This is a genomic window from Bacillus cereus group sp. BfR-BA-01383, from assembly GCF_022663495.1.
Taxonomy (GTDB): domain Bacteria; phylum Bacillota; class Bacilli; order Bacillales; family Bacillaceae_G; genus Bacillus_A; species Bacillus_A cereus_AU.
The window spans coordinates 104950-126680 of record NZ_JAKUFP010000004.1 but is presented as its reverse complement, the minus strand read 5'-3'; the positions used below and the strand labels follow the sequence as shown (position 1 = coordinate 126680).

Here is a 21731-nt window from a genome sequence, read left to right as displayed (position 1 = left end):
AGATTTGAATTCTCATTCGTAAAGCATGTTTTAATCTTCTTAATGCTCTTTCATTTTTGTCTCAATGCTTGTTTTCAAATCAGCTGACACTTGATCGAAATACCCCATAACTACCTTTCTAATATCATCGGATATAACTTTCAAATCACTAGCTAAGTTTTCAGCAAGATGTTCTTTTTCTATCGGTTTTAACTTCGCATAAAATTCACCAGCCTGCTTAAAGTCATCCTGTTTAGTTATAGAAGACCTTTCAAGTTTGCCTTCAACGTACCTTCCGTCACCGCTAGTTATTTGATTAGCAGGTGTCCAATCTTGCTGTTGGTTAATCGTTAATTTACGAAATTCAGGACCAATTCTTCTTCTTTGTGAATCACTATAAATGTTAGCACGTCCTTGTAGCATTTTATCATCTGATAGTTCTGCACCGTCTAGTAAATTAGAAGGGGAGAAGGCTACTTTTTCTACTTGCTCCATATAATTTTCAGGATTTTTATTTAATACCATTTTACCAACTGGTATTAGAGGATAAGCCTTTTCATCCCATACTTTTGTATCATCTAAAGGGTCATAAGAAAGATGTGCTTCATCTTTCGGATCCATGAGCTGAACATATAAACCATATTCCGCTGGTTTACCATTTGCAATTGCATCATATAAATCTTTCCCGCTATAATCAGGATTTTCGGCAGCTAGTTTATTTGCTTCCGCACTATTAATGTATTGTACACCTTCAAATGGATACCAATGATACTTTACGTACTTTCGATTACCTTCAGCATTTCTCCAAACGTACGTATTTACACTATGCCCTGGGATGTGGCGAAAGCTTTTTGCCGTACCAGCATCAGAGTATAAATGGACAACAAAATGAATGGATTCGGGTGCTCTAGCGACAAAACTCCAAAATCTATCAGGGTCTATTAAATTATTTTTAGGTGAAGGTAAGAGTGCTTTAATAGTTTCAGGGAAACGCATCGGATCACGAACAGAAAAGACAGGAATGTGATTACATAAAAGATCAAAAACGCCATCATTTGTATAAAATTTTGTAGCAAAACCGCGAACATTTCTAGAAGTATCAGGAGTTCCTTTCGTACTAACAGCGAATGAGAACCGTACCATAACAGGAACTTTCTCATTAGAATTTTGTAAAAAGTGCAACTTTGTATGTTCAGACATCGGATAAATCGTTTGAAAATAACCGAATGCACCATATCCCTTTACATGAACAGGTCTTTCTAAAATTTTTTCATGAATAAATTCTTGTAACGCCTCGTGCAGTACACTATCTTGCTTTAGAACAGGTCCACGTGAACCAACTGTTTGAGAGTGAAGTTTAGCTGGCTCATTAAGTTCTCGATTTTTATTAAAGTCTTCTTCTAATAAAGATTGCCTCTGTTTATCATGTTTTTCATTCATTAATATAGCCTCCAAATTTTTTTCGTCGATTGTTACTAAATATGATTTTTTAGCCATGATTATGTATTACATACAAAGTTCAAATTAGTAACATACCGCTAGATGAAAAAAACACACATGCAGTGGACCTGTTGAAATAGAAGAAATTATGAAAAAATGAATATCGGGAAGAGAAATGACACGTTTTATTAATGAGGGGGGAAACAAAGTACTATTAAACTTTCAATCTTAAAAATTAATTTGTAAATGATTATATAGATAATGAACATTAGAAAAGGGAAAAAAACTAGGAGGAATTTATCATGTCGGATTGGTTTCAATTAGATAAAGAGTATATGATGCCTACGTATTGTCGTACGAAGGTTGCGATAGAAAGAGGAGAAGGTTGTAAATTGTATGATGTGGAGGGTAAAGAGTATTTAGATTTATTTTCTGGAGTGGGAGTAAATGTATTAGGATACAATCACCCTAAAATCGTGCAAACGACAATGGAGCAAGTTACGAAATCATTGCATCTACCGTTTCATTTTTCAAACCCAGTTGCGATTGAGTATGCAAAGAAATTAGTTGATAATACTTTAGGAAATGGTAAGGTCTTCTACACAAACTCAGGTACGGAAGCGACAGAAACGACTTTAAAATTAATTGATAAGTATAGATCTATTACGAATGAAGAACGTGATGGAGTTGTTGTGCTGAAAGATAGTTTCCACGGACGAACATTAGGTGCACTTCATTTTACGAGACAAGAAAGTGTGTATCAAAATTTCCCTAAAACATCTATTCCTGTATATGAAGTAGAGCGCGAGAATATAGAGCAATTAGAAGAAACAATCATAAATGAAAAGCCTATTGCAATTATGCTTGAGCCTGTTTTAGGAAGTGGGGGGATTTATCCTTTATCAAGTGAATATTTGCATAGTGTTCAACATCTTTGTGATACATACAATGTACTTCTAATAGTCGATGAAGTACAAAGTGGTATGGGCAGAACCGGAAAACTATTTGCTTATCAAAATTTCAATATTACACCGGATATTATTCAAATTGGTAAAGGAGCAGGAGGCGGGATACCGCTTGGAGGAATCATTGTAGGTGAAAAGTTATGTGATGTATTTTCACCAGGAGATCATGGGACAACGTTTGCTCATTCATCAATGGGGACGGCTTTAGGTTTAACGGTATTAAATACATTACTCGATGATGGATTAATGCAAGAAGCTTATGAAACGTCACTATATTTAAATGACAAACTGCAAGAAATTCAGAAAGAAAACTCTTATTATATTAAGGAGGTACGCCATGCTGGTATGATGTTTGGTATTAGTGTGAACGATACGAATGAAAATGTGAAGAAATTACAGCTCGAATTAATGGAGAAAGGGATGTTAGTGGATGTTACACAAGGGAATATCGTTCGTTTACTCCCTCCGTATATAATTACAAAAGAGGAAATTGATGCATTTATTAATGAATTTATATTCGCTATTCATAGTGTGGCAGCGATAGCAAATGTTTAAAAATCTTTATGAAACTACAAATATAAAATGCACCTCATTTTTAATTCGCGCAGGAAGAAAATAGGGGTGAAAAAAATAAATTTACGTATTAAAATAAAAAGCTGAAAAAGGCACTCATACAGCGCCTTTTTCAGCTTTTTAAAATACTTAATTACTTGACAAAGGAAGCATCTCATTGGACAAATAATTAATTATGTGAAACAATAATAACAGATAAGGAGACGTTGCTTTTCCTTAAGTGCTTCGTATTGAATTTATTCTAGTAAGAGAAGGTGTGCTTAAAGAAGTTAAATTAAATAGGGAGCTGTTATACTATATGCAACAAAATAATGATTTAAATTTTGAACCTCAAGATGTTAATATTGTCAATCCTAAACAAGCCAGGAAAGCAGTGGTTGCTACCGGCATTGGGAATGCAATGGAGTGGTTTGACTTTGGATTATACGCGTATTTAGCGGTTATTTTAAGTCAAATATTCTTCTCAGGTGTGGATAATAGTGGTTTGCAACTTGTACTTACATTTGGTACATTTGCAGCGGCCTTTCTCGTTCGACCAATCGGAGGTATTTTCTTTGGTAGAATAGGAGATAAGTATGGCCGAAAAATCGTTTTAAGTACAACTATTATTTTAATGGCACTGTCTACATTATTCATCGCATTACTACCAACCTATGAACAAATTGGTGTATGGGCACCAATACTACTTTTAGTTGCTCGAATGATTCAAGGCTTCTCTACAGGCGGCGAATATTCAGGAGCAATGGTTTATATCGCAGAATCTTCTCCAGATAAAAAGCGTGGTATACTCGGTAGTGGTCTTGAAATTGGAACACTCTCAGGTTACATTGCTGCTTCGGTAATTGTTACCATTTTGACGTTATTGTTAACAGATGAGCAAATGCTCAGCTGGGGATGGCGTATTCCTTTCTTAATTGCTGCACCAATTGGTTTGGTCGGTTTATATTTACGACGTCATTTAGATGAATCTCCCATTTTTGAAGAGATGGAAAAAGCACAAGAGGAATCTGAAGACAACGAACAATTTTCATTTATGGATATATTAAAATATCACAAAAAAGACTTCTTTTTAAGCACAGTAATTGTTGCCTTCTTTAACATTACAAACTATATGATCCTTTCGTATATTCCTTCTTATCTAACACAAGTATTAAAAGTCAAAGAAACAACTGGCTTATTAATCATTTCAATTACGATGGCACTGATGATTCCACTGGCACTTTATTTCGGTAAATTAAGTGATAAAATTGGTAATAAACGCGTAGTGCAAATTGGTTTATTAGGTTTAACAGTATGTTCCATTCCAGCGTTTTTACTAATAGGTAACGGACATATTGCCGCTATATTTGCAGGTATTTTCGTATTAGGTTTCTTCCTAAGTGTGTATGAAGGAACATTACCTTCGTTATTACCATCGCTCTTTTTCACCGATGTGCGTTATCGAGCACTTTCGATCTCCTTTAATATTTCTGTATCGATATTCGGTGGAACAACGCCGCTCGTATGTTCATACTTAGTTCATGCGACTGGTAATCCGCTGGCACCGGCATTTTATTTAACAGGTGTAAGTATTATTGGATTAATTGCATTTAGTGTACTATTCGTTACAACATCAGGGCGTGCGCTAAAAGGTTCGTATCCTACAGTAGAAACGAAAAAAGAAGCACACCTAATCGCTAAAGAAGACCCTGAAGAAACACTTTGGTGGCATGAAGAATCTTTAGAAATTGAAGCAGTGAAAAATGCTTAAATTTCTAAAGTAACTTAGAAGGAAACAAAAAGACTCCTATATTTAATAGGAGTCTTTTTGTTTTGTTATTTCTTCCGCTTCTTTAAACTCTTCTGATGCGCATAAAGTTTATGAAACTCTTCCTTAAATTCATTTAGAAGTACAGTGTTTTCCTCGTTTGAATAACGTACTGTATTATACGCATCTATAATAATATGCCTCTCTATATTTACACCTTCATCATCATTAATTCTCTCTAGCCAAGCTTCAACTGTTTCTCCTCGTTCACGGTTTAAAGGAGGCGATAGCTTACTCTCCAGTTTGAAAATTTCTTTTCGAATCTCGTTATGTGGTGGTTTATTTCGCTTCATTCGTTTTTGGCTCATACCTTCTTTATCAGTAATGATTGTAGATTCGAAGACTGGTATATTTGCTAAACTTAAATGTTTTCGTTTTTTTACTATTTTCCAAACGACATAAAAAGCAATCGTTGTACAGACTATTATTGTAATGCTATTTATGAGAGTTGGGTCGAAAGAAGGCTGCCCGATTTCCTCTTCAATTCGAGTTTGGTTTAAATTCCCTTTATTTGACCAAAAGTCGTCTGTATCTTTTAAAGTAGCTGCCGAGAACAATGGGTTGATAGCGTATCCGAATCCTAAAGCAACTACTTGAACGATATAAGAAAAAATAAGCCGAATATAAGGAAACACCGGAATAAGTAAAGCACTAATTGTTCCAATAGCAATAATAGAAGTGAAACGTAATAGCTGTTGATTACGATTTGAACCTGTTAGCCAAAATGTAATCATAATGTGTAAAACTAGTAATAACAATTTCCATACTGGTGGAAACGGTGCATGAAATATAGCTGAAATGACAAACCAAACAATACCACCTAGAGATTTTTGAACTGGATGTCCAGGTCCGACCGCGTGTACGATAAAGAAAAATAGTGGTAATATGATTGTGCCAAAAACAGAAAAAGGTAAAAATATTGAGAAAGCAACTATTTGAAGAACTAATAGTATTATAAATCCTGTCATTTTTTTCTTCATAAATTTATGAATAAGAAATACTCCTACATAGCCTGTTGTTAAAAATATTGCAATACCAATTAGTTCATTTCTTTCTGTTAATAATGAAAGCAGGAGGAGCAGAATGAAATCATGAATGTGATATAGCCAAGTTTTCAACTGGTTCCACCATCCCTTCATCATGAATGACAAATGTCGGTTGTGTTAAAAGAGGGAGTTCCTTTTTTTGCAAACCGAGAAAGATCATAGTTGATGATCGCTCTCTTTTTTTCGTTACATAATGGAGGAATCCCTGTTTCGGAAGTAACGTACTATCATCTGAAATACGCGCTAATTCTTCTAAAGCTTTTGCGTATTGCATTTGACCTTCATTTAACGGTACATGTAATGCACCGCCTTCTGCTAATACACTAATAAATAATTCAAACGGTATTTGATGCTTCGTTGCGTATTGGCAAGTGTATGTCGCAAATGAAATAAGTTCTTCTACATTATCTCTCCAACCAAAACCGCGATCGGCAGCTAAAGAAAGACAAATCGTCCAACTATAATTTTTTACGGGCTCATATTGTTTTGCTTGTAATTCTTGCATTTTAGCAGATGCTTTCCAGTGGATAGAGCGGAAAGATTCACGTTCATATCGTTTCACACCGATAATAGATGTTTCATCATTGTAAAAAGAAAAATTCGTTCGATAGGACCCAGTTAAAAGTTGCTGAAGTTCTTGCAAACCGGCTATTTCTTTAGGAGAAGGGTATACAATTATTTCAGTTCGTAATTTATCAAAAACAGGTAAATGTACAGTTAACAAGTGAAAAGGGTCTTTTAATACACATTCGAACTGTTCAATTTGAAACACGCCACGTTTCGTTGCGGTTAATGTTAAATCCCATTTTTGCGCCGAATGTGCAGGTTGTGAAAATGGGAAAGAGAATAACGTTTTTGATATTTGTTCAATTCCTTGATCTTTATGTGGTACAAGGGACGGATTTAAATGAAAATAACAAACACCGTTTACGAGTGGTATATTTGCCCCATTTTTTAAATGAATAAAAAACTGTCCAGATTCATCAGGAAATAGCCGAGTTGTTTGTTTTTCATTTATTACTTGAAATTTTTTCTCTATGAAAGCGACATATTTATAAATGAAAATCGCAAGTAAATAGTAGAAGAAAAAGAGAAACATAATTATTCGTTGCGGCAGAAAAAACGTAAATAGTATAGCGCCTGGCACAGTTAATTGAATAATATGAAGTTGGAAAAATAAAGGTACAGTTACAACGCGCTGTCCATTCATGCTTGCTCAATCTCCACTGGTACGTCAACTTCTTTTAAAATCCTTTGCATGATTTCATTTTTTGTCATGCGTAGGGCACCTTCCATTGATAAGACGATACGGTGATTCCAAACAGAAGGAACTAAAAATTGTATATCTTCAGGCGTGCAGTATTCTCTGCCGCGTAAAAAGGCTAGTGCTTGGACTGCGCGCACTAAAGCTAATGTGGCACGCGGGCTTACACCATTAGCGATGTAATCATGATTTCTTGTAGCTTGCGCAAGTTTAATAATGTAGTGTTCTAGCGTTTCTGATACGAACACTTCTTTTACACGTTTCTGTGCTACTAAAATGTCTTCTAAAGAAATGACAGAAGTAACGCTTTCTAACGGTGCATTGTTACGAAAATGGCGCATCATTTTTAATTCATCTTCCGGAGCCGGATACCCAATTGAAATTGTCATTAAAAAACGGTCAAGCTGTGCATCTGGAAGAGGGAAAGTTCCTTGTGATTCAATCGGATTTTGCGTCGCAATAACAAAGAACGGTTTCGGAAGAGGAGTAGACTGCTTTTCAAGCGTTACTTGTCGTTCTTCCATCGCTTCTAACAAACTAGACTGTGTTCTAGGCATCGCGCGGTTAATTTCATCTGCAAGTAATATGTTTGTCACGACTGGTCCAAGTCTTAACTCGAATTCGCTCGTTTTCGGATTGAAATATTCAATACCTGTTACATCACTCGGAAGTACATCAGGGGTAAATTGAACGCGAGAAAAATTACCACCAATACTTTTTGAAATTGTTTTTGCAAGTAATGTTTTCCCAGTACCAGGCACGTCTTCCAGAAGTACATGTCCGTCAGCAAGTAATGAAACGAGTAATAAATCTATAACATTTTCTTTACCTACAAAAACCGATCCTATGTTTTCTTTCAATTTATTTATCATATGTATCATTCCTTTCAAAATATAAGCGGATATTTCTATATTTTAACAAATTATTCGGAAAATTTATATAATTTTTTAATTCAAAGAAATAGATATTTGATTATTAAATTATAATCTTGCATAATTTGGAATGCGAATATATAATATCGGTATATGATATATCGTGAGTCGATATATCATCAAACGATGTATCGGAGGTAGTTATAATGAATGTGAAAGCGCAAAAATATATTCCGTTAACTGAGGCGACATATTACATATTGTTGTCATTAGTGAAGCCAATGCACGGTTATGGAATTATGCAAATGGTAGAAGAGATGACAAATGGGGAAGTAAAGCTCGGTCCTGGTACTTTATACGGGAATACGACGAAGTTACTAAAAGAGAAGTTAATAATTGAAGTTGCCTCTACAGATAGAAAGAAGTGTTATGAGTTAACACCATTTGGGAGAGAAGTATTGGAATTGGAGTATGAAAGGTTACAACGATCTGTAAGGAATGGGAATAGTATATTAGGGGAGTGAATGGATGATGGAGACAAAGAAGGTATTTAAATTTTTCGCTGGATGGAGTTTAGAAAAAGAGGAAGCCTTTTTAAGAAAAATGCATCAACAAGGTTGGGCATTACAAAAATATAATACAATGTATACGTTTAAGAAAACAGAACCGAAAGATGTAATATATAAAGCGGATTTTAGATTAGATTATAAAGATTCAAAAGAAAAGCAAAAAGAATATCTTGATATATATGAATTGTGTGGGTGGAAACATGTAACGAGTTTTGCAAAATGGAATTATTTTTGTAAAGAAGTAGAAGAGGAAAATGAGTTGCCTGATATATATTCAGATAAGGAAACGAGGATACAAAAACTAAAGGAGTTATCACTATTCTTTGTTATTATGTTAGCAACTATATTACCATCAATGTATAACGTATTTTTAAGTCCGATAGAATCAAGAGTGCCTATTTGGGCGAAAGTTATGGTGGGGGTTGTTAGTTGTATGTGGATGTACCTCTTTATAAGGCTCTCTTGGAAAATTAAGAAATTAAAAAGTGAAATATTATAATAAAGAGCGTATTTTAAAAGAAGATGATTCTGGTGGGGAACTAGGGATCATCTTCTTTTATTTATTCTTACACTCATTTTGTTCACTATTTTTTACATAATAAGAACTATATATTTAAGGTGTAGAACTATGAGAGAAGTACCATTTTAATTTTAAACTGATGTTAATAACATCATGGAAGTTATTAAGGTTTTCACTTAAAGAAATTACAAGGTGAGTAGCATTTGTTGTTAAACCAATTTCCATTTTCTTGCGAATGTAAATGGAAAAAGAACCATATAAAATTATGAAGGGAGGAGGGGCAGAAAATGCAGAGAATGAACAATTATTTTCGTGCGCGTCCGAGTATGGTATACATGATGACTAATAATGAAGTAATGAATCACATTATTGCTTTCCACATGGAAACAAATGGAATGCTCACTTTTATGGGTTCTTACCGAACTTACGGAAGAGGTACTGGTATAAAGGAAGTTTCTACAGAAACGGCAAACGATGGTATAGATCCTCTAGCATCACAAGGTTCTCTGACTTTGTCTCGTGACGGTCGTTTCCTATTTGCAGTTAACGCAGGCAGTCATAGTGTTAGTAGTTTTATCATTGCAGATAACGGGGTACCGATTTTCGTGGATGTAAAGCCATCAGGAGGTGCTCAACCCAATAGCATTGGTGTGTATCGGAATCTTCTTTATGTCTCTAATGTAGGTAATGCTGCAAACAATTTTGCATCAAATATTACTGGATTTCACATAGATGATAGGGGAAACCTTACACCTATTCCAGAATCCACTCATGCTCTCAGTACCTTTAATGCTCAGCCCGCACAAGTTCTCTTCACCCCAGATGGTAGTAAAATCGTTGTCTCCGAGCTTACGTCAAACCATCTCAGTGTCTTCCATGTAAATAAAAATGGTACGGTTACAGGACCAATTGTTAATGATTCTTACGGCAAAGGCCCACTGGGTGCTTACTTTCTATCGTCCGGAATTCTCTTAGTTACAGAAGCAGTTTCAAATGCGTTGTCATCTTATTCATTGAGCAATGACGGTACTCTTCATGTAATTAGCGGCTCTGTACAAAACGGATATAAAACTGCTTGTTGGGTTATAACAACGAAGGATGAACGTTTTGCCTACACTACGAACACTTTAAGTGGCACCATATCCACCTATCAAATTGCCCCCAATGGAGTACTGTCGGTAGTAAGGCATATTACTAGTACACCGCCGGGGACAGCATCAGGTCTTCCGATGGATGTTGGAGTGAGTAAAGATGGACGACATTTTTACACCCTTAACGGAAATCAGGGGACAGTGTCAGCATTTAATATTCAAAGTGATGGTAGTCTAATAAGATTGCAGGTTGTTGCTTCATCCAATATGCCTTACTTTGGGTCGCAAGGCTTAGCTGTTCTTTAATTGTATTGGGTCCACTTTATTTGTGTGAAACAGAAACATATATGACGGTACATGAATAGTAAACATATATATGAAGTAGGAAGCTTTGATTAGAAAGCCATTGTTCACCTTACTTACGTAAAACGGAAATCCCCCTATAAAAAATTGATAGGGGGTAGGGAAAATGTTTAAGAGAAAGACTGATTTTGCGCAGGTTTAATAAATTGTTCTGGGTTTTCAACAAGCCCGCATACAGCACATTGGACGCGGTAAGTAGGTCCTTGATAAGCCATATGAAAAGCGTTCATCGTTTCATTCGTGTATTCTTCTTCTACTTGGCCAGTTTGTGGATTTAATTTTACTGGTTTTACTTGTTGCTCAAGAATATTAAAGCGAGTACGGTTCGTTTTACAGCTTGGACATAGCATTGGTTCCATATGTATACACCTCCATTTGTAGCATTTCTTAAGCGCTTTGATTTTATGCAAGTAAAAAAACTTTCTCAATATAAATAGGTGTTTAATGCATTTAAAATTCAGAAAAAATAAAATATAATAAATGTAAGAACTGGTTATGTCCAAACCAAATCTCCTGTTTTATGCCAATAAGCTGGGGGCCGAGAAATCGGCCTCATTTTTTTGTCCTTATGAAACAAGGTTATTTGAAACATTTGTCGAATTTTTAGGGAGGATAGATAAAGTGAAACTTTAATCAGTGGGGGGCTTCATACCCCACTGATTATTAGCCTTCACCAATCGGGTGTTTACGGGCAGCCCGACTCCCACCTAACTTCTTTGCTCCAGCTGAATTTTGAGGTGGGAGTCTTACTGCCCACAAATAGCGGGATAAAGGGGGATTTAAAATGGATTTGAAAATGAAATACATCATTTTATATGTAGAAAAGTTTGAGGAATGTTTAAAATTCTATAAAGATATTTTACAGTTACCAATAAAAGCAGAGCACGGTACATATATTGAGTTTGAGACTGGATCTACAATTTTAGCGATGAATACAAGGGATGATGTAAAGGAGTTAACCGGATTACTACTTACAGAAGGTGAATTACAGTCTTCTCATTTCGAATTAGGATTTGTTGTTGAGAATGTACAAGATACGATTGAGCAATTCAGAGAACAAGGTATTAAAATTTTAGTTGAACCAATTGTAAAGCCATGGGGACAAACCATTGCATATATTGCTGATCCAGATGGAAATTATATTGAAATTTGCAGTTCAGTAGAATAGAGGGAGAAAAAGAGATGGGGTTTCCGAAACTAGAAACAGAACGTTTACTATTAAGAGAACTTACACTATTAGATGCAGAAACGATGTTCCACTATTTCTTAAAAGAACCCGTTATTCGTTATTTCGGAATGGATTCTTTCGAAAATATTGAGCAAGCGAAAACAACGATTCAAACGTTCAAAAATCGTTATGAAGAGGGAAGTGTGTTTCGCTGGGGAATTGAGAAAAAGGGGACTCGCCAACTAATCGGAACGTGTGGATTTCATTTAATTAACAATCACCACAAAAGAGCCGAAATTGGTTATGAATTAGATGATACATATTGGGGAAAGGGATATGCATCTGAAGCACTTCAGGCCATTTTAACTTATGGGTTTGAATCGTTACAGCTCATAAGAATCGCTGCTGTCGTATATGTAGAAAATAAAGCTTCTCAAAAATTGTTATTAAAAGCAGGGTTTCAAGAAGAAGGGTTACTTCGAAAACATATGATTCAAAATGGTGTTGCCCATGATACAATTTTATACTCATTATTAAAAGAAGAATGGCAGAAGTAATGAGTACAAGTGAACTTATAAGTGTTATGAAGAAACATAAAGAAAACAGATTTATTTTAGGGATAGATGGTTTAAGTCGATCGGGAAAAACAACATTTGTAACAAATTTAAAGGAAAATATGAAACAAGAAGGCATTCCGTTTCATATTTTCCATATTGATGATCATATAGTGGAGCGAAATAAACGCTATCATACAGGATTTGAAGAATGGTATGAGTATTACCATTTACAGTGGGATATTAAATGGCTGCGGCAGAAATTCTTTCAAAAATTACAAAGTGAAACAAATCTGAAGTTACCTTTCTACCGCGATGATACCGATACTTGTGAAATGAAAAAAGTACAGATCCCTATAGTAGGTGTAATTGTAATTGAAGGAGTCTTTTTGCAGCGAAAAGAATGGAGAGATTTCTTTCACTATATGGTGTATTTAGACTGTCCAAGAGAGACAAGGTTTCTTCGCGAGAGTGAGGAAACGCAGAAGAACCTTTCAAAGTTTCAAAATAGGTATTGGAAAGCAGAGGATTATTATTTGGAAAGTGAAACACCGGAGAAGAGAGCGGACTTAGTCATAAAATGATTCGAAAATAGCAGGATTAGTTATTAAGTAGAAATATAATGGCAGATAAAGTGGTAGTGTTCACTTTATCTGTTTTTTTATATCATCCAAATTTTGGTTATCAGTACTAGAATAATCTCATAATTATATAGAAGGGGGATGATAGGATGAACACCGAAATAGTTCCCAAAAAGAAGTACAGTATAATAAGCTATATATCTTTACTCATCGGCATTTTGTGTTTTCTGTTCGTTTTTATAACACCGACAAGGATAGCGAATGCAGGTAATATAGTGGGAGATTATATAACGATTGCTCTAACAGGTGTAGGTATCATACTTTCAATAATTGCAATGACGAAAAAAGCAGAAAAGAAGGCAATTGCAATTGTCTCATTAATACTTTCCTCATCGTTCTTTATATTTTGGATTATCGCAATTATTTTAGTGTTGACTGGTCAAATTAGCTTCGCGCCGTAATGAGCAATAAAAAAAGTCCTTCATACGAGAAGGACTCTTTTATTCGGTATCTTCAGGTTTATATTCTAAAATATCCCCAGGTTGGCATTCTAATGCTTTGCAAATCGCTTCTAAAGTTGAAAAACGGATTGCTTTTGCTTTTCCATTTTTCAAGATAGAAAGGTTAGCCATTGTAATTCCAACCTTCTCAGTAAGCTCTGTTACGCTCATTTTTCTTTTCGCTAACATTACATCGATATTAATAATAATTGCCATATGATTCACCTCAGACCGTTAAATCATTTTCTGATTTTATATCTATTGCATCTTGTAAAAGTCTTTGGAGAACGGCAGCAAAGACTGCGATAACCATGGAAGCAAAAATCATAATCATGCCGATAATTATAAAACCTGGAGCGTCATCTCTCTCCGCAATGAGATAAAAGAGTGGCATGCCTAATACGTACAAGACGCTGATTGTCATAGCGCAATATTTTATATGTTTTAAAGCGCTAACAGATAATTCCGAGAAAGCATTATTTTTATCAATATAGCTTAAAAGTTTAAAAGCTTGATACAGGGCGTAGTAAAAAGGTATAGCCGTTGCATATAAGTTGATAAAGACAAAATATTTTATAAATGCAATATCGGGATACAATTCTGCTGCAAAATTCCCAATTTTAGGGACCAAAAATATACACATAGCTAGAACAGGGATTCCAATTAGAATCACAACGGTTTTTAAAAAGAGTGTGGACCCTTGTTTCATAAAAAGCACCTCATTTATTTAATATCTTTTAAATTTAACATGAATTTTATCGTTTAACAATAAATTTTTATTCACTATAACCATGTTTTTATTGTTAAATAAATTTTGGAATAAAACGAATATAATCGTTCCTTATTTCTGTAAATGATGTTATGTTAAAAGTAAAGATTAAGCCTTTTGTATATTAAGAGTTTTTAGAAAATCAATATTTTGCGTAATTTGACGAGGTGTTAATGAAATGAAATCGTACACACAATTTGAACGAAGAAAACACATACTAGATGAATTAGAAAAATATAACCGAGTGATGGTAAATGATTTAGCAAAGGTATTAAATGTTACGACAGAAACGATACGAAGAGATTTAGATATGTTGCACAAGGAAGGGCAGCTTACGAAAATACATGGTGGTGCAATTAAGAAGAAAGATCAAACACTAGAATTTCATTTTGATAAACGTCGATCTGAGAATATTGAAGAAAAACGAAAAATTGCAATGGAAGCAAGTAAAATCGTAGAAGATAATGATATTATCGCAATTGAAATTGGGACAACCACAATGCAAATTTTAGATTACATATACGATAAAAAGAATTTGACAATTTTAACAAACTCGATACCAGCTGTAAATAAAATTATTGAGCTGAAAGACCAGTATGATTCCTTTGATTGTAGGTTAATAGTCATAGGGGGAATATTGAATACGAATTCCTTAGCATTGTCTGGAGAAATGACATTAAACTATCTGGATCATTTCACTGTTAATAAATTATTTGCTTCTTGTGATGGTATTTCATTAGAAAAAGAACTGACATGTTCGTATATTGAAGATGCACAAATATTTAAGCAGCTAAAGAATAATGCAAAACAAGTTGTAATGATGGCTGATGAATCAAAGTTTAATTTGACAAAGTTTTATAAAAGCGGAAGTTTTAGTGATATAGATGCGTTATATACGAATGCGAAGCTCGATGAATCGTGGAAAAATGTGCTAACAAGTAATGGGGTTGAAGTAATAACAGTATAGAAAAGCTAAAAGAAGACTATTTCTTAGTAAGTTGAGAAATAGTCTTCTTTTATTGTTTATATGTTGTTTTATTTTGTTTATTTGTTGTTTTTACAATTAGTTAACAAATTAACAACATTGTGTTAATAATATACTCGTACAATATGAATTAGGGGGTGGCAAGAATGCAAATAAAACTATCAAAAGCTGTGTTCTTTTTAATACCAGTTGGAATACCTCTAATCTTGTTTTGGATTATTCCGAATTTCATTAGTTTAGGTATTAGTTTTACTGATTGGGATTTTATGACGAATGATTTTAACTTTGTTGGTTTAGAAAACTATTTTAATTTATTTACACAAGATTCTTTTATGCAAGCATTGCTCAATACGTTTTATTTCGGAATTGGAACAGTCATTCCAACAATTGCATTGGGCTTAGGTTTCGCATTATTCTTCCGAAAAAAATTTAAAGGTTCCGCATTGTACCAATTAATGATTTTTTCACCTTGGGTAACGCCAACAATAGCTGTATCCATTGTGTGGTCACTTTTATATGAACCTCAATTTGGAGTTATTAATAAAGTGCTAAACTTTTTCGGGATACCAGGTTTGGACTGGCTTCAAAGTAGTCAAACAGCGATGTTAGCAGTCATTATTATGACAGTTTGGAAATTAGTTGGTTGGACAATGATCTTCTATATCGGTGCATTAGAAAAAGTTCCAGATAGTTTATATGAAGCAGCTAGTATTGATGGGGCAAATTCATGGCAGAAATTCCGATACGTAACACTGCCGATGGTTTCATCAACAACTTTCTTCTTAGTTGTCGTCAATACAATTTCTTCGGTGCAGGCTTACGATCAAATAAAGATTTTAACACAAGGTGGGCCTAGTGGTTCGACGCGTACGTTACTGTATTTATTCTTCCAACAAGGGTTTGAGCAGTTTGATATGGGATCTGCAACAGCAATCGCATTTATCATACTAATCATTACAATTTTACTATCTGTTATTAACAAAATAATAGGTGATAAGTGGGTGAATTATTAAGGTGAATAATATGAAAAAAGGTCCATTAATCGTAAAGCATCTCTTTTTAGCATTATCAAGTATACTATTTGTTTTTCCGTTCATATGGATGGTACTTGGTTCGTTTAAAACATCTAGTGAAGTATTACAAGGAGGTTTTTGGCCTAAAGAATTTCACTGGGAAAATTATCGACAAGTATTAGACATACTACCATTTAACACATATTTATTTAATAGTTTTTATACATCTTTCATCATTACTATATATGTGCTTGTTTCATCTGTACTGTTTGCTTATATGTTAGCATTTTACAAGTTTAAAGGTAAAAATATTACATTTAGTGTCGTGATGGCAACCTATATGATTCCTGGAGCTGTTTCGTATGTTCCTGTATATGTAATGTTAGGGAAATTCGGGCTACTTGATTCACATTTGGGATACATGATTTCTATGGCTGTTAGCGTATTCGGTATTTTCTATTTAAAACAATCGTTCCACAAAGTTGGTTTTGAAATAGTAGAAGCAGCCAAAATTGATGGAGCAAGTGATTGGCGTATTCTTTGGAAGATTATTTTTCCAATGACACGATCATCATTTGTAACACTAGGATTGGTCACATTTATTGGTAATTATAATAATTACGTCTGGCCAGCTCTTATATTGAAAGATAATACGCAAAAGTTAATTACGAATGGGATTGCTGATTATTTCATTAATAGTTCCTTAGGGCGAGATTGGTCACACATTATGGTTGCAAGTACAATCGCAACAGTGCCGCTCTTAATCGTATTTTTGATTCTACAAAAATGGTTCTTATCTGGTGTTACTGATTCAGGAATAAAGGGGTAAGTAAATAGTAAAGGAGATTTATGGGATGAAAAAACTATTCATGCTTCTAACAGTTATAACATTGTTTGTTAGTGCACTTGCGGGTTGTTCAGGTAGAAAAGGGAGTACGGTTAAAGCGAGTAAAGAAGGGGAGAAGGTTGTTGTTCCATTCATTAATGGAGTAGGGGGCTCTCTTGCGGATCGTGTAGATAAGATTGTGGAAGAATACAATAAAAGTCAGGACAAATATGTAGTGAAAACGACAAAAGCGGGTAGCTACGATGAGTCATATCAAAAGTTACAAAGTGGATTTGCAGCGAATAACCAAGAAGCAATTGCATTACTAGGCTCTGATGTCATTCAAGAATATGCTAAAAAGCAGTTAATCGTACCTATAGATGAATATGTTAAAAATGATACTAATTTCAAAAAAGAAAATTACGGAAAAGGGTTTATGGAGCAAGCAACAATTGACGAGAAGTTGTATGGAATTCCATTCTACGGTACAACGCAAATTCTTTATTACAATAAAAAAGCATTAGCGGAGAATGGCTTTACAAAAGATGATTTAAAGACGTGGGAAGGTGTAGAAAAGGTAGCAAAAACAGTCGCAAAACGTGGTGAAAATGGAAATGTGACATATGCGGGCTGGATGCCAATGTGGGGAACTTCCAATTTAATTGATGCGGTTCGCAGTGCCGGTGGAAACGTATTAAGCGAAGATGGTAAAAAAGTATTAATTAACGATGACACTTGGGTTTCGGTATGGGAGAAATTCCGTACATGGCTACATGAAGATAAAATTATGAAAATACATTCAGGTGGTACTGGATGGGAATATTGGGATAAAACTGTAATTGATTTAGTTGAAGGTAGAACATTAGGATTTACAGGATCATCTGGTGATCAAGGATTTGTTTTTAAATCATTAGGAAAAGGAATGACGGAAGAAGAACGCCTTAACACATTTGAAGCATTACCTCAGCCTGCTTGGGGTAATAATAAACCAGCGCCAAAACTAGAAACATATTTATTCGCATTAACGAGAAACATTGATCCAGAAGTAGCAAAAGGCGCGTATGACTTTATGAAGTTTGCGACAAGTACGGAGAAAACAGCTGAATGGTCCATGGCTACAGGATATATTCCTGTTCGTAACAATGTAACAGAGTATGGTCCATATGCTGAATTCGTTAAAAAACAACCACAAGCATTAGTTCCATTAGAACAAGCTAACAATTATGGAGTGGGACCATTTGTAGATCCAACGGGCGGTAAAATTAATGACGCCTTAAATGTAGCGAAAGATAAAGTAGAGATTGAAGGAGTACCAGCGAAAAAAGCATTAGATGAAGCAGCTAAAGTTGCGCAAGAAGAGTTAGATAAAGTTCTGAAAAAGAAGAAGTAATATTACCAACATGAGGTGCTTTTGAACGAAGGAAGTGCCTCTAAAATTCCTTCATTAAAACGTAAAAGGTGTGAGAATGATGATCGAAATAACAAGTATGATAACACTTTCTCCATTCGTAAAAAATAAACATTGTTTCCAAATGGATGAAACTGATATTAAAAATTTCACATTAACTATTGATCAAGGGGACAGCCGGAAAATCCCGCTTTTATTAATCTTGCGAGACCCTAACGATTATGTACGTATACAATATCAAACGCCAATTGTAAATGAAAAACTAGTCGTTTCAAAAGATTCAATATTTTGTTCTGCTGGTTGTATTGGAGGAGAAATACAGTCAGGTAATTGGGAATTAGAAGTCATATATATCCCTCATTGTGCAAAGAAAGCAGTAAAGTTTACCGGAGAAAAAGTTGACTACACAGTAAATATAGTAGTGAATGATCAGTTGGAACAAAAGTATAATAGAGATCATTTTTGTAAGGGAAATATTTTTATCAATGAAGACCGTTTTAATAAGGTAGTAAATGAAGAACATCGCTGGTACAAAGGGGATTTTCATGAACATACAGATTTAACAGACGGCGAGATAGATGATGAACTTGGAATGCAAGTATGTGAAAAACAAGAATTAGATTTTTTATATGCGACGGAACACAATATTGTAATGCCATCGTATCAAAAAGGAAACACATTAATTATACCATCTATGGAACTTACAACTCCTTACGGTCATTACAACATATTCGGGATAAAGGAATACGTTGATTTTACAAAGTATGTAGATGAATCGTTTAGCGCAGAAACAATGAATGAACTATTTTCTTTCTTGAAAGAAAAAGGTTATTTATTGAGTGTGAATCATCCGTTTATGAAGCCTTGGGCGAACCAAGTGAATATTAACTTAGAAAATGTTCATACGATGGAAATTATGTGTGATCCAACTTATAAAAAAAGTAAATCATCCACTTTAGAAGCTTTACGTTGTTTCGATCAAATGTGGTCAAACGGTCTTAAAATCTGGGGAATAGGAGGAAGTGATTCTCATTTGCATCCGTCTAAAACATTCCCAGGATCAAAAGACCCATCCATTTATGGTGATCCAGGAACATATGTATTATGTAATGGTTTATCTATTAAAAACTTAAAATTTGCGATCAAAAAGGGACGAATTTATTTCTCTCGATTTAGAAAATTAGCGATAGATATTCAAAACGAAGGTGAAACAATTTATGTCGGTGATGAGGCTAAAGGAAATATTATTTACAACATTTCTACTGACAAACCGTGTGAGTGGAGACTAGTAATAAATGGGCAAATAATTGAACAAAAATCTGGCAGCGATGTAACCTTTGCATTCTCTTTAAATGAAGGGGAATACGCTAGGGTTGAGGGATGGGAAGAGGACGAATTAGTAGCGTTTATTAATCCTATTCATAATAAAGTTGAGAATAAAAATATGAAAACATGGAATGAAGTTATAGGGGGAATAAAAGGTGAATAAAGCAATTATTTTTGATAAAGATGGTACATTAATACAGTTAGATTCAGTTTGGTACAAAATTGTGCATCGTGTGTTAGATGATATATTTCAAACGTATTCAAATGAAAAAAGTAAACGAGATGATTACTTATCGATTATTGGTATGAATGATAACGATTTTGAGAGTACGAGTTTACTAGCATGTCGCACAAATTACTTTATTGCGGCTGCGTGGTATTCATTGTTAGAAAATCAACATGTGGATAAAGAGAATTTTATTCATAATGTGTGTCTTCTATTCAAAAAGTACTCTACAGCAGATGATCTTGTATTTACAGAAGTGGAAGGTGCAAAGGAAACGTTACGATATTTAAAAGACAATGAATATATTATTGGGGTTGTTACGGCAGACGATGTGGATGCAGCGATTCATTCTCTGAAAATGACTGAGTTATATGATTACGTAGATTTTTTAGGTGCAGATGATGGTGTGAATAGAACAAAACCTGAAAGTGATTTTTATCATATGTTTAAAGAAAAATTTTCATTAACTGAAGAAGATGTGCTTATGGTAGGTGATACATTAACAGACGTTACATTTGCGAGAAATAGTAACATTAAAGTAGTGGGCGTCTTATCGGGTGCGAGTAGGAAAGAAGATTTAGAAGGAAAAGCAGATTATATTTTAGACAGTATGAAGGATATTTCGAAGATTTTATAATTCATGTCATCATAATTTTTAACAATATCTATAAATATAGTTCAAATTCTAGGAGGATATTATGGCTCAACTATCATTCAAAAACATTTACAAAAAATATGATCATGATGTGACAATCGTAAAAGATTTTAACCTAGAAGTAAATGATGGAGAATTTATCGTTTTGGTTGGCCCTTCAGGGTGTGGGAAATCTACAACATTACGTATGATTGCAGGACTTGAAGAGATTTCAGATGGCGACTTTTATATTGACGGAAAACGTGTAAATGATATTTCGCCGAAAGATAGAGATATCGCAATGGTGTTTCAAAACTATGCACTTTATCCGCATATGAGTGTTTATGAAAACATGGCATTTGGATTAAAACTACGAAAATATAGTAAAGAAGAAATTGACCAGCGTGTGCAACATGCAGCAAAAATTCTTGGGCTTGAGCAGTATTTAAGTCGAAAGCCAAAAGCACTTTCAGGTGGGCAGCGCCAGCGTGTTGCCTTGGGCCGAGCGATTGTTCGAAATGCAAAGGTATTTTTAATGGACGAGCCTTTATCAAACTTAGATGCGAAGCTACGTGTTCAAATGCGTGCTGAGATTACAAAATTACACAAGCAGCTGCAAACAACAACTGTGTATGTTACACATGATCAAATAGAAGCCATGACGATGGCAACTCGACTTGTTGTGCTAAAAGATGGGATTGTACAACAAGTCGGTACACCGAAAGAAGTGTATGACAATCCTGAGAATGTATTTGTCGGAGGATTCATTGGCTCCCCTGGAATGAATTTTTTCAAAGGGGTATTAACAGATAATACGCTTATGATTGATAAGTGGAAAATTGAAGTGCCAGAAGAGGAAATGAAAGGCTTGCGAAATAAGGGCTATACGAATAAAGAAATAATAATAGGAATACGTCCAGAAGACTTTTATTATGGAGAAGAAATCGAAGCTTTACCGTACAACGCAAAAGTATCGGTATCTATTGATGTAGCAGAATTAATGGGGGCAGAAACATATCTATATTCCAACTTAAATGGACAATCTTTTGTAGCTCGTGTAGACAATTCTTTAGATGTGCAAAGTCAATCAAATATAGAGCTCGGTTTAAACATGGACAAAGTTCATTATTTCGATTCAGAAACTGAGAAACGAATTGTTTTATCCCGCATTAACGGGCAGTAAAATTCCCACCTCCAAATTCAGCTGGAGCAAAGAAGTTAAGTGGGAGATCCCACAGCCCATAAACGCCCG

General features: G+C 34.7%; 23 protein-coding genes. 16 read left to right on the top strand and 7 right to left on the bottom strand.

Annotated features, from left to right (window positions below):
- Window positions 1-39: 39 nt before the first annotated feature.
- Window positions 40-1419 carry a catalase gene (locus tag MR065_RS06110; RefSeq protein ID WP_242212883.1) on the bottom strand — a complete coding sequence of 460 codons (1380 nt, stop codon included), beginning with the start codon at window positions 1417-1419 and terminating at the stop codon, window positions 40-42.
- 302 nt (window positions 1420-1721) lie between these two features.
- Between MR065_RS06110 and MR065_RS06105 the strand changes: the two genes are divergently transcribed.
- Both MR065_RS06105 and MR065_RS06100 read left to right on the top strand, forming a co-directional pair.
- The gene (locus MR065_RS06105) at window positions 1722-2939 is read left to right on the top strand and encodes an aspartate aminotransferase family protein (protein ID WP_242212882.1); all 1218 of its coding nucleotides are present in this window, start codon (window positions 1722-1724) and stop codon (window positions 2937-2939) included.
- A gap of 316 nt (window positions 2940-3255) precedes the next feature.
- Window positions 3256-4707, top strand: coding sequence for an MFS transporter (locus MR065_RS06100; protein ID WP_242212881.1), 1452 nt, complete (start codon window positions 3256-3258; stop codon window positions 4705-4707).
- Window positions 4708-4772: 65 nt separating this feature from the next.
- Here MR065_RS06100 and MR065_RS06095 read toward each other — a convergent pair whose 3' ends face one another.
- From MR065_RS06095 to MR065_RS06085, 3 genes are read right to left on the bottom strand one after another with little or no spacing between them, the layout of a single operon-like run.
- Entirely contained in the window at window positions 4773-5882 is a 1110-nt protein-coding gene (locus MR065_RS06095; RefSeq protein ID WP_242212880.1) for a DUF4018 domain-containing protein, read from the bottom strand.
- Window positions 5854-7020, bottom strand: coding sequence for a DUF58 domain-containing protein (locus tag MR065_RS06090; protein WP_242212879.1), 1167 nt, complete (start codon window positions 7018-7020; stop codon window positions 5854-5856). The genes MR065_RS06095 and MR065_RS06090 overlap by 29 nt, the downstream gene beginning before the upstream one ends.
- Entirely contained in the window at window positions 7017-7946 is a 930-nt protein-coding gene (locus MR065_RS06085) for an AAA family ATPase (RefSeq protein WP_242212878.1), read from the bottom strand. The genes MR065_RS06090 and MR065_RS06085 overlap by 4 nt, the downstream gene beginning before the upstream one ends.
- Before the next feature lie 206 nt (window positions 7947-8152).
- Between MR065_RS06085 and MR065_RS06080 the strand changes: the two genes are divergently transcribed.
- The 3 genes from MR065_RS06080 to MR065_RS06070 all read left to right on the top strand — a co-directional run bounded on the left by MR065_RS06080 (window position 8153) and on the right by MR065_RS06070 (window position 10432).
- Window positions 8153-8470, top strand: coding sequence for a PadR family transcriptional regulator (locus tag MR065_RS06080; RefSeq protein WP_242212877.1), 318 nt, complete (start codon window positions 8153-8155; stop codon window positions 8468-8470).
- A gap of 7 nt (window positions 8471-8477) precedes the next feature.
- Window positions 8478-9014, top strand: a complete 537-nt coding sequence (locus tag MR065_RS06075; protein ID WP_242213035.1) for a DUF2812 domain-containing protein — start codon at window positions 8478-8480, stop codon at window positions 9012-9014.
- Between the two features lie 308 nt (window positions 9015-9322).
- A complete protein-coding gene (locus MR065_RS06070) occupies window positions 9323-10432 on the top strand; it encodes a lactonase family protein (RefSeq protein WP_242212876.1) in 1110 nt (369 codons plus the stop codon).
- Between the two features lie 167 nt (window positions 10433-10599).
- Here MR065_RS06070 and MR065_RS06065 read toward each other — a convergent pair whose 3' ends face one another.
- The gene (locus tag MR065_RS06065; protein ID WP_000433610.1) at window positions 10600-10848 is read right to left on the bottom strand and encodes a hypothetical protein; all 249 of its coding nucleotides are present in this window, start codon (window positions 10846-10848) and stop codon (window positions 10600-10602) included.
- A 425-nt stretch (window positions 10849-11273) separates the two neighbouring features.
- On the opposite strand from MR065_RS06065, the gene MR065_RS06060 reads away from it, so the two are divergent.
- From MR065_RS06060 to MR065_RS06045, 4 genes are all read left to right on the top strand, one after another.
- The gene (locus MR065_RS06060) at window positions 11274-11657 is read left to right on the top strand and encodes a VOC family protein (protein WP_242212875.1); all 384 of its coding nucleotides are present in this window, start codon (window positions 11274-11276) and stop codon (window positions 11655-11657) included.
- Between the two features lie 14 nt (window positions 11658-11671).
- Window positions 11672-12214: a GNAT family N-acetyltransferase gene (locus MR065_RS06055; RefSeq protein ID WP_097906284.1), complete on the top strand. Its 543-nt coding sequence runs from the start codon at window positions 11672-11674 to the stop codon at window positions 12212-12214.
- Entirely contained in the window at window positions 12214-12795 is a 582-nt protein-coding gene (locus MR065_RS06050; protein WP_242213034.1) for a kinase, read from the top strand. The genes MR065_RS06055 and MR065_RS06050 overlap by 1 nt, the downstream gene beginning before the upstream one ends.
- A gap of 146 nt (window positions 12796-12941) precedes the next feature.
- On the top strand, window positions 12942-13253 hold the full coding sequence (locus MR065_RS06045) for a hypothetical protein (RefSeq protein WP_242212874.1): 312 nt from the start codon (window positions 12942-12944) through the stop codon (window positions 13251-13253).
- Between the two features lie 39 nt (window positions 13254-13292).
- On the opposite strand, the gene MR065_RS06040 is transcribed toward MR065_RS06045, so the two are convergent.
- Both MR065_RS06040 and MR065_RS06035 read right to left on the bottom strand, forming a co-directional pair.
- Complete coding sequence (locus MR065_RS06040; RefSeq protein ID WP_097906286.1) at window positions 13293-13508, bottom strand: helix-turn-helix domain-containing protein; 216 nt, start codon at window positions 13506-13508, stop codon at window positions 13293-13295.
- Window positions 13509-13518: 10 nt separating this feature from the next.
- Window positions 13519-14001, bottom strand: a complete 483-nt coding sequence (locus MR065_RS06035; RefSeq protein ID WP_242212873.1) for a DUF2975 domain-containing protein — start codon at window positions 13999-14001, stop codon at window positions 13519-13521.
- A gap of 238 nt (window positions 14002-14239) precedes the next feature.
- Here MR065_RS06035 and MR065_RS06030 point away from each other — a divergent pair, with 238 nt between their 5' ends.
- From MR065_RS06030 to MR065_RS06000, 7 genes are all read left to right on the top strand, one after another.
- A complete protein-coding gene (locus MR065_RS06030) occupies window positions 14240-15028 on the top strand; it encodes a DeoR/GlpR family DNA-binding transcription regulator (protein WP_242212872.1) in 789 nt (262 codons plus the stop codon).
- A 164-nt stretch (window positions 15029-15192) separates the two neighbouring features.
- The gene (locus MR065_RS06025; RefSeq protein WP_002110516.1) at window positions 15193-16059 is read left to right on the top strand and encodes a carbohydrate ABC transporter permease; all 867 of its coding nucleotides are present in this window, start codon (window positions 15193-15195) and stop codon (window positions 16057-16059) included.
- Window positions 16060-16069: 10 nt separating this feature from the next.
- A complete protein-coding gene (locus MR065_RS06020; protein WP_242212871.1) occupies window positions 16070-16888 on the top strand; it encodes a carbohydrate ABC transporter permease in 819 nt (272 codons plus the stop codon).
- A gap of 25 nt (window positions 16889-16913) precedes the next feature.
- On the top strand, window positions 16914-18275 hold the full coding sequence (locus MR065_RS06015) for an extracellular solute-binding protein (RefSeq protein ID WP_242212870.1): 1362 nt from the start codon (window positions 16914-16916) through the stop codon (window positions 18273-18275).
- A gap of 79 nt (window positions 18276-18354) precedes the next feature.
- Window positions 18355-19782, top strand: coding sequence for a CehA/McbA family metallohydrolase (locus tag MR065_RS06010; protein WP_242212869.1), 1428 nt, complete (start codon window positions 18355-18357; stop codon window positions 19780-19782).
- Window positions 19775-20482: an HAD family hydrolase gene (locus MR065_RS06005; protein WP_242212868.1), complete on the top strand. Its 708-nt coding sequence runs from the start codon at window positions 19775-19777 to the stop codon at window positions 20480-20482. Before MR065_RS06010 ends, MR065_RS06005 begins: the two co-directional genes overlap by 8 nt.
- A 61-nt stretch (window positions 20483-20543) precedes the next feature.
- On the top strand, window positions 20544-21662 hold the full coding sequence (locus tag MR065_RS06000) for an ABC transporter ATP-binding protein (RefSeq protein ID WP_242212867.1): 1119 nt from the start codon (window positions 20544-20546) through the stop codon (window positions 21660-21662).
- Window positions 21663-21731 lie beyond the last annotated feature (69 nt).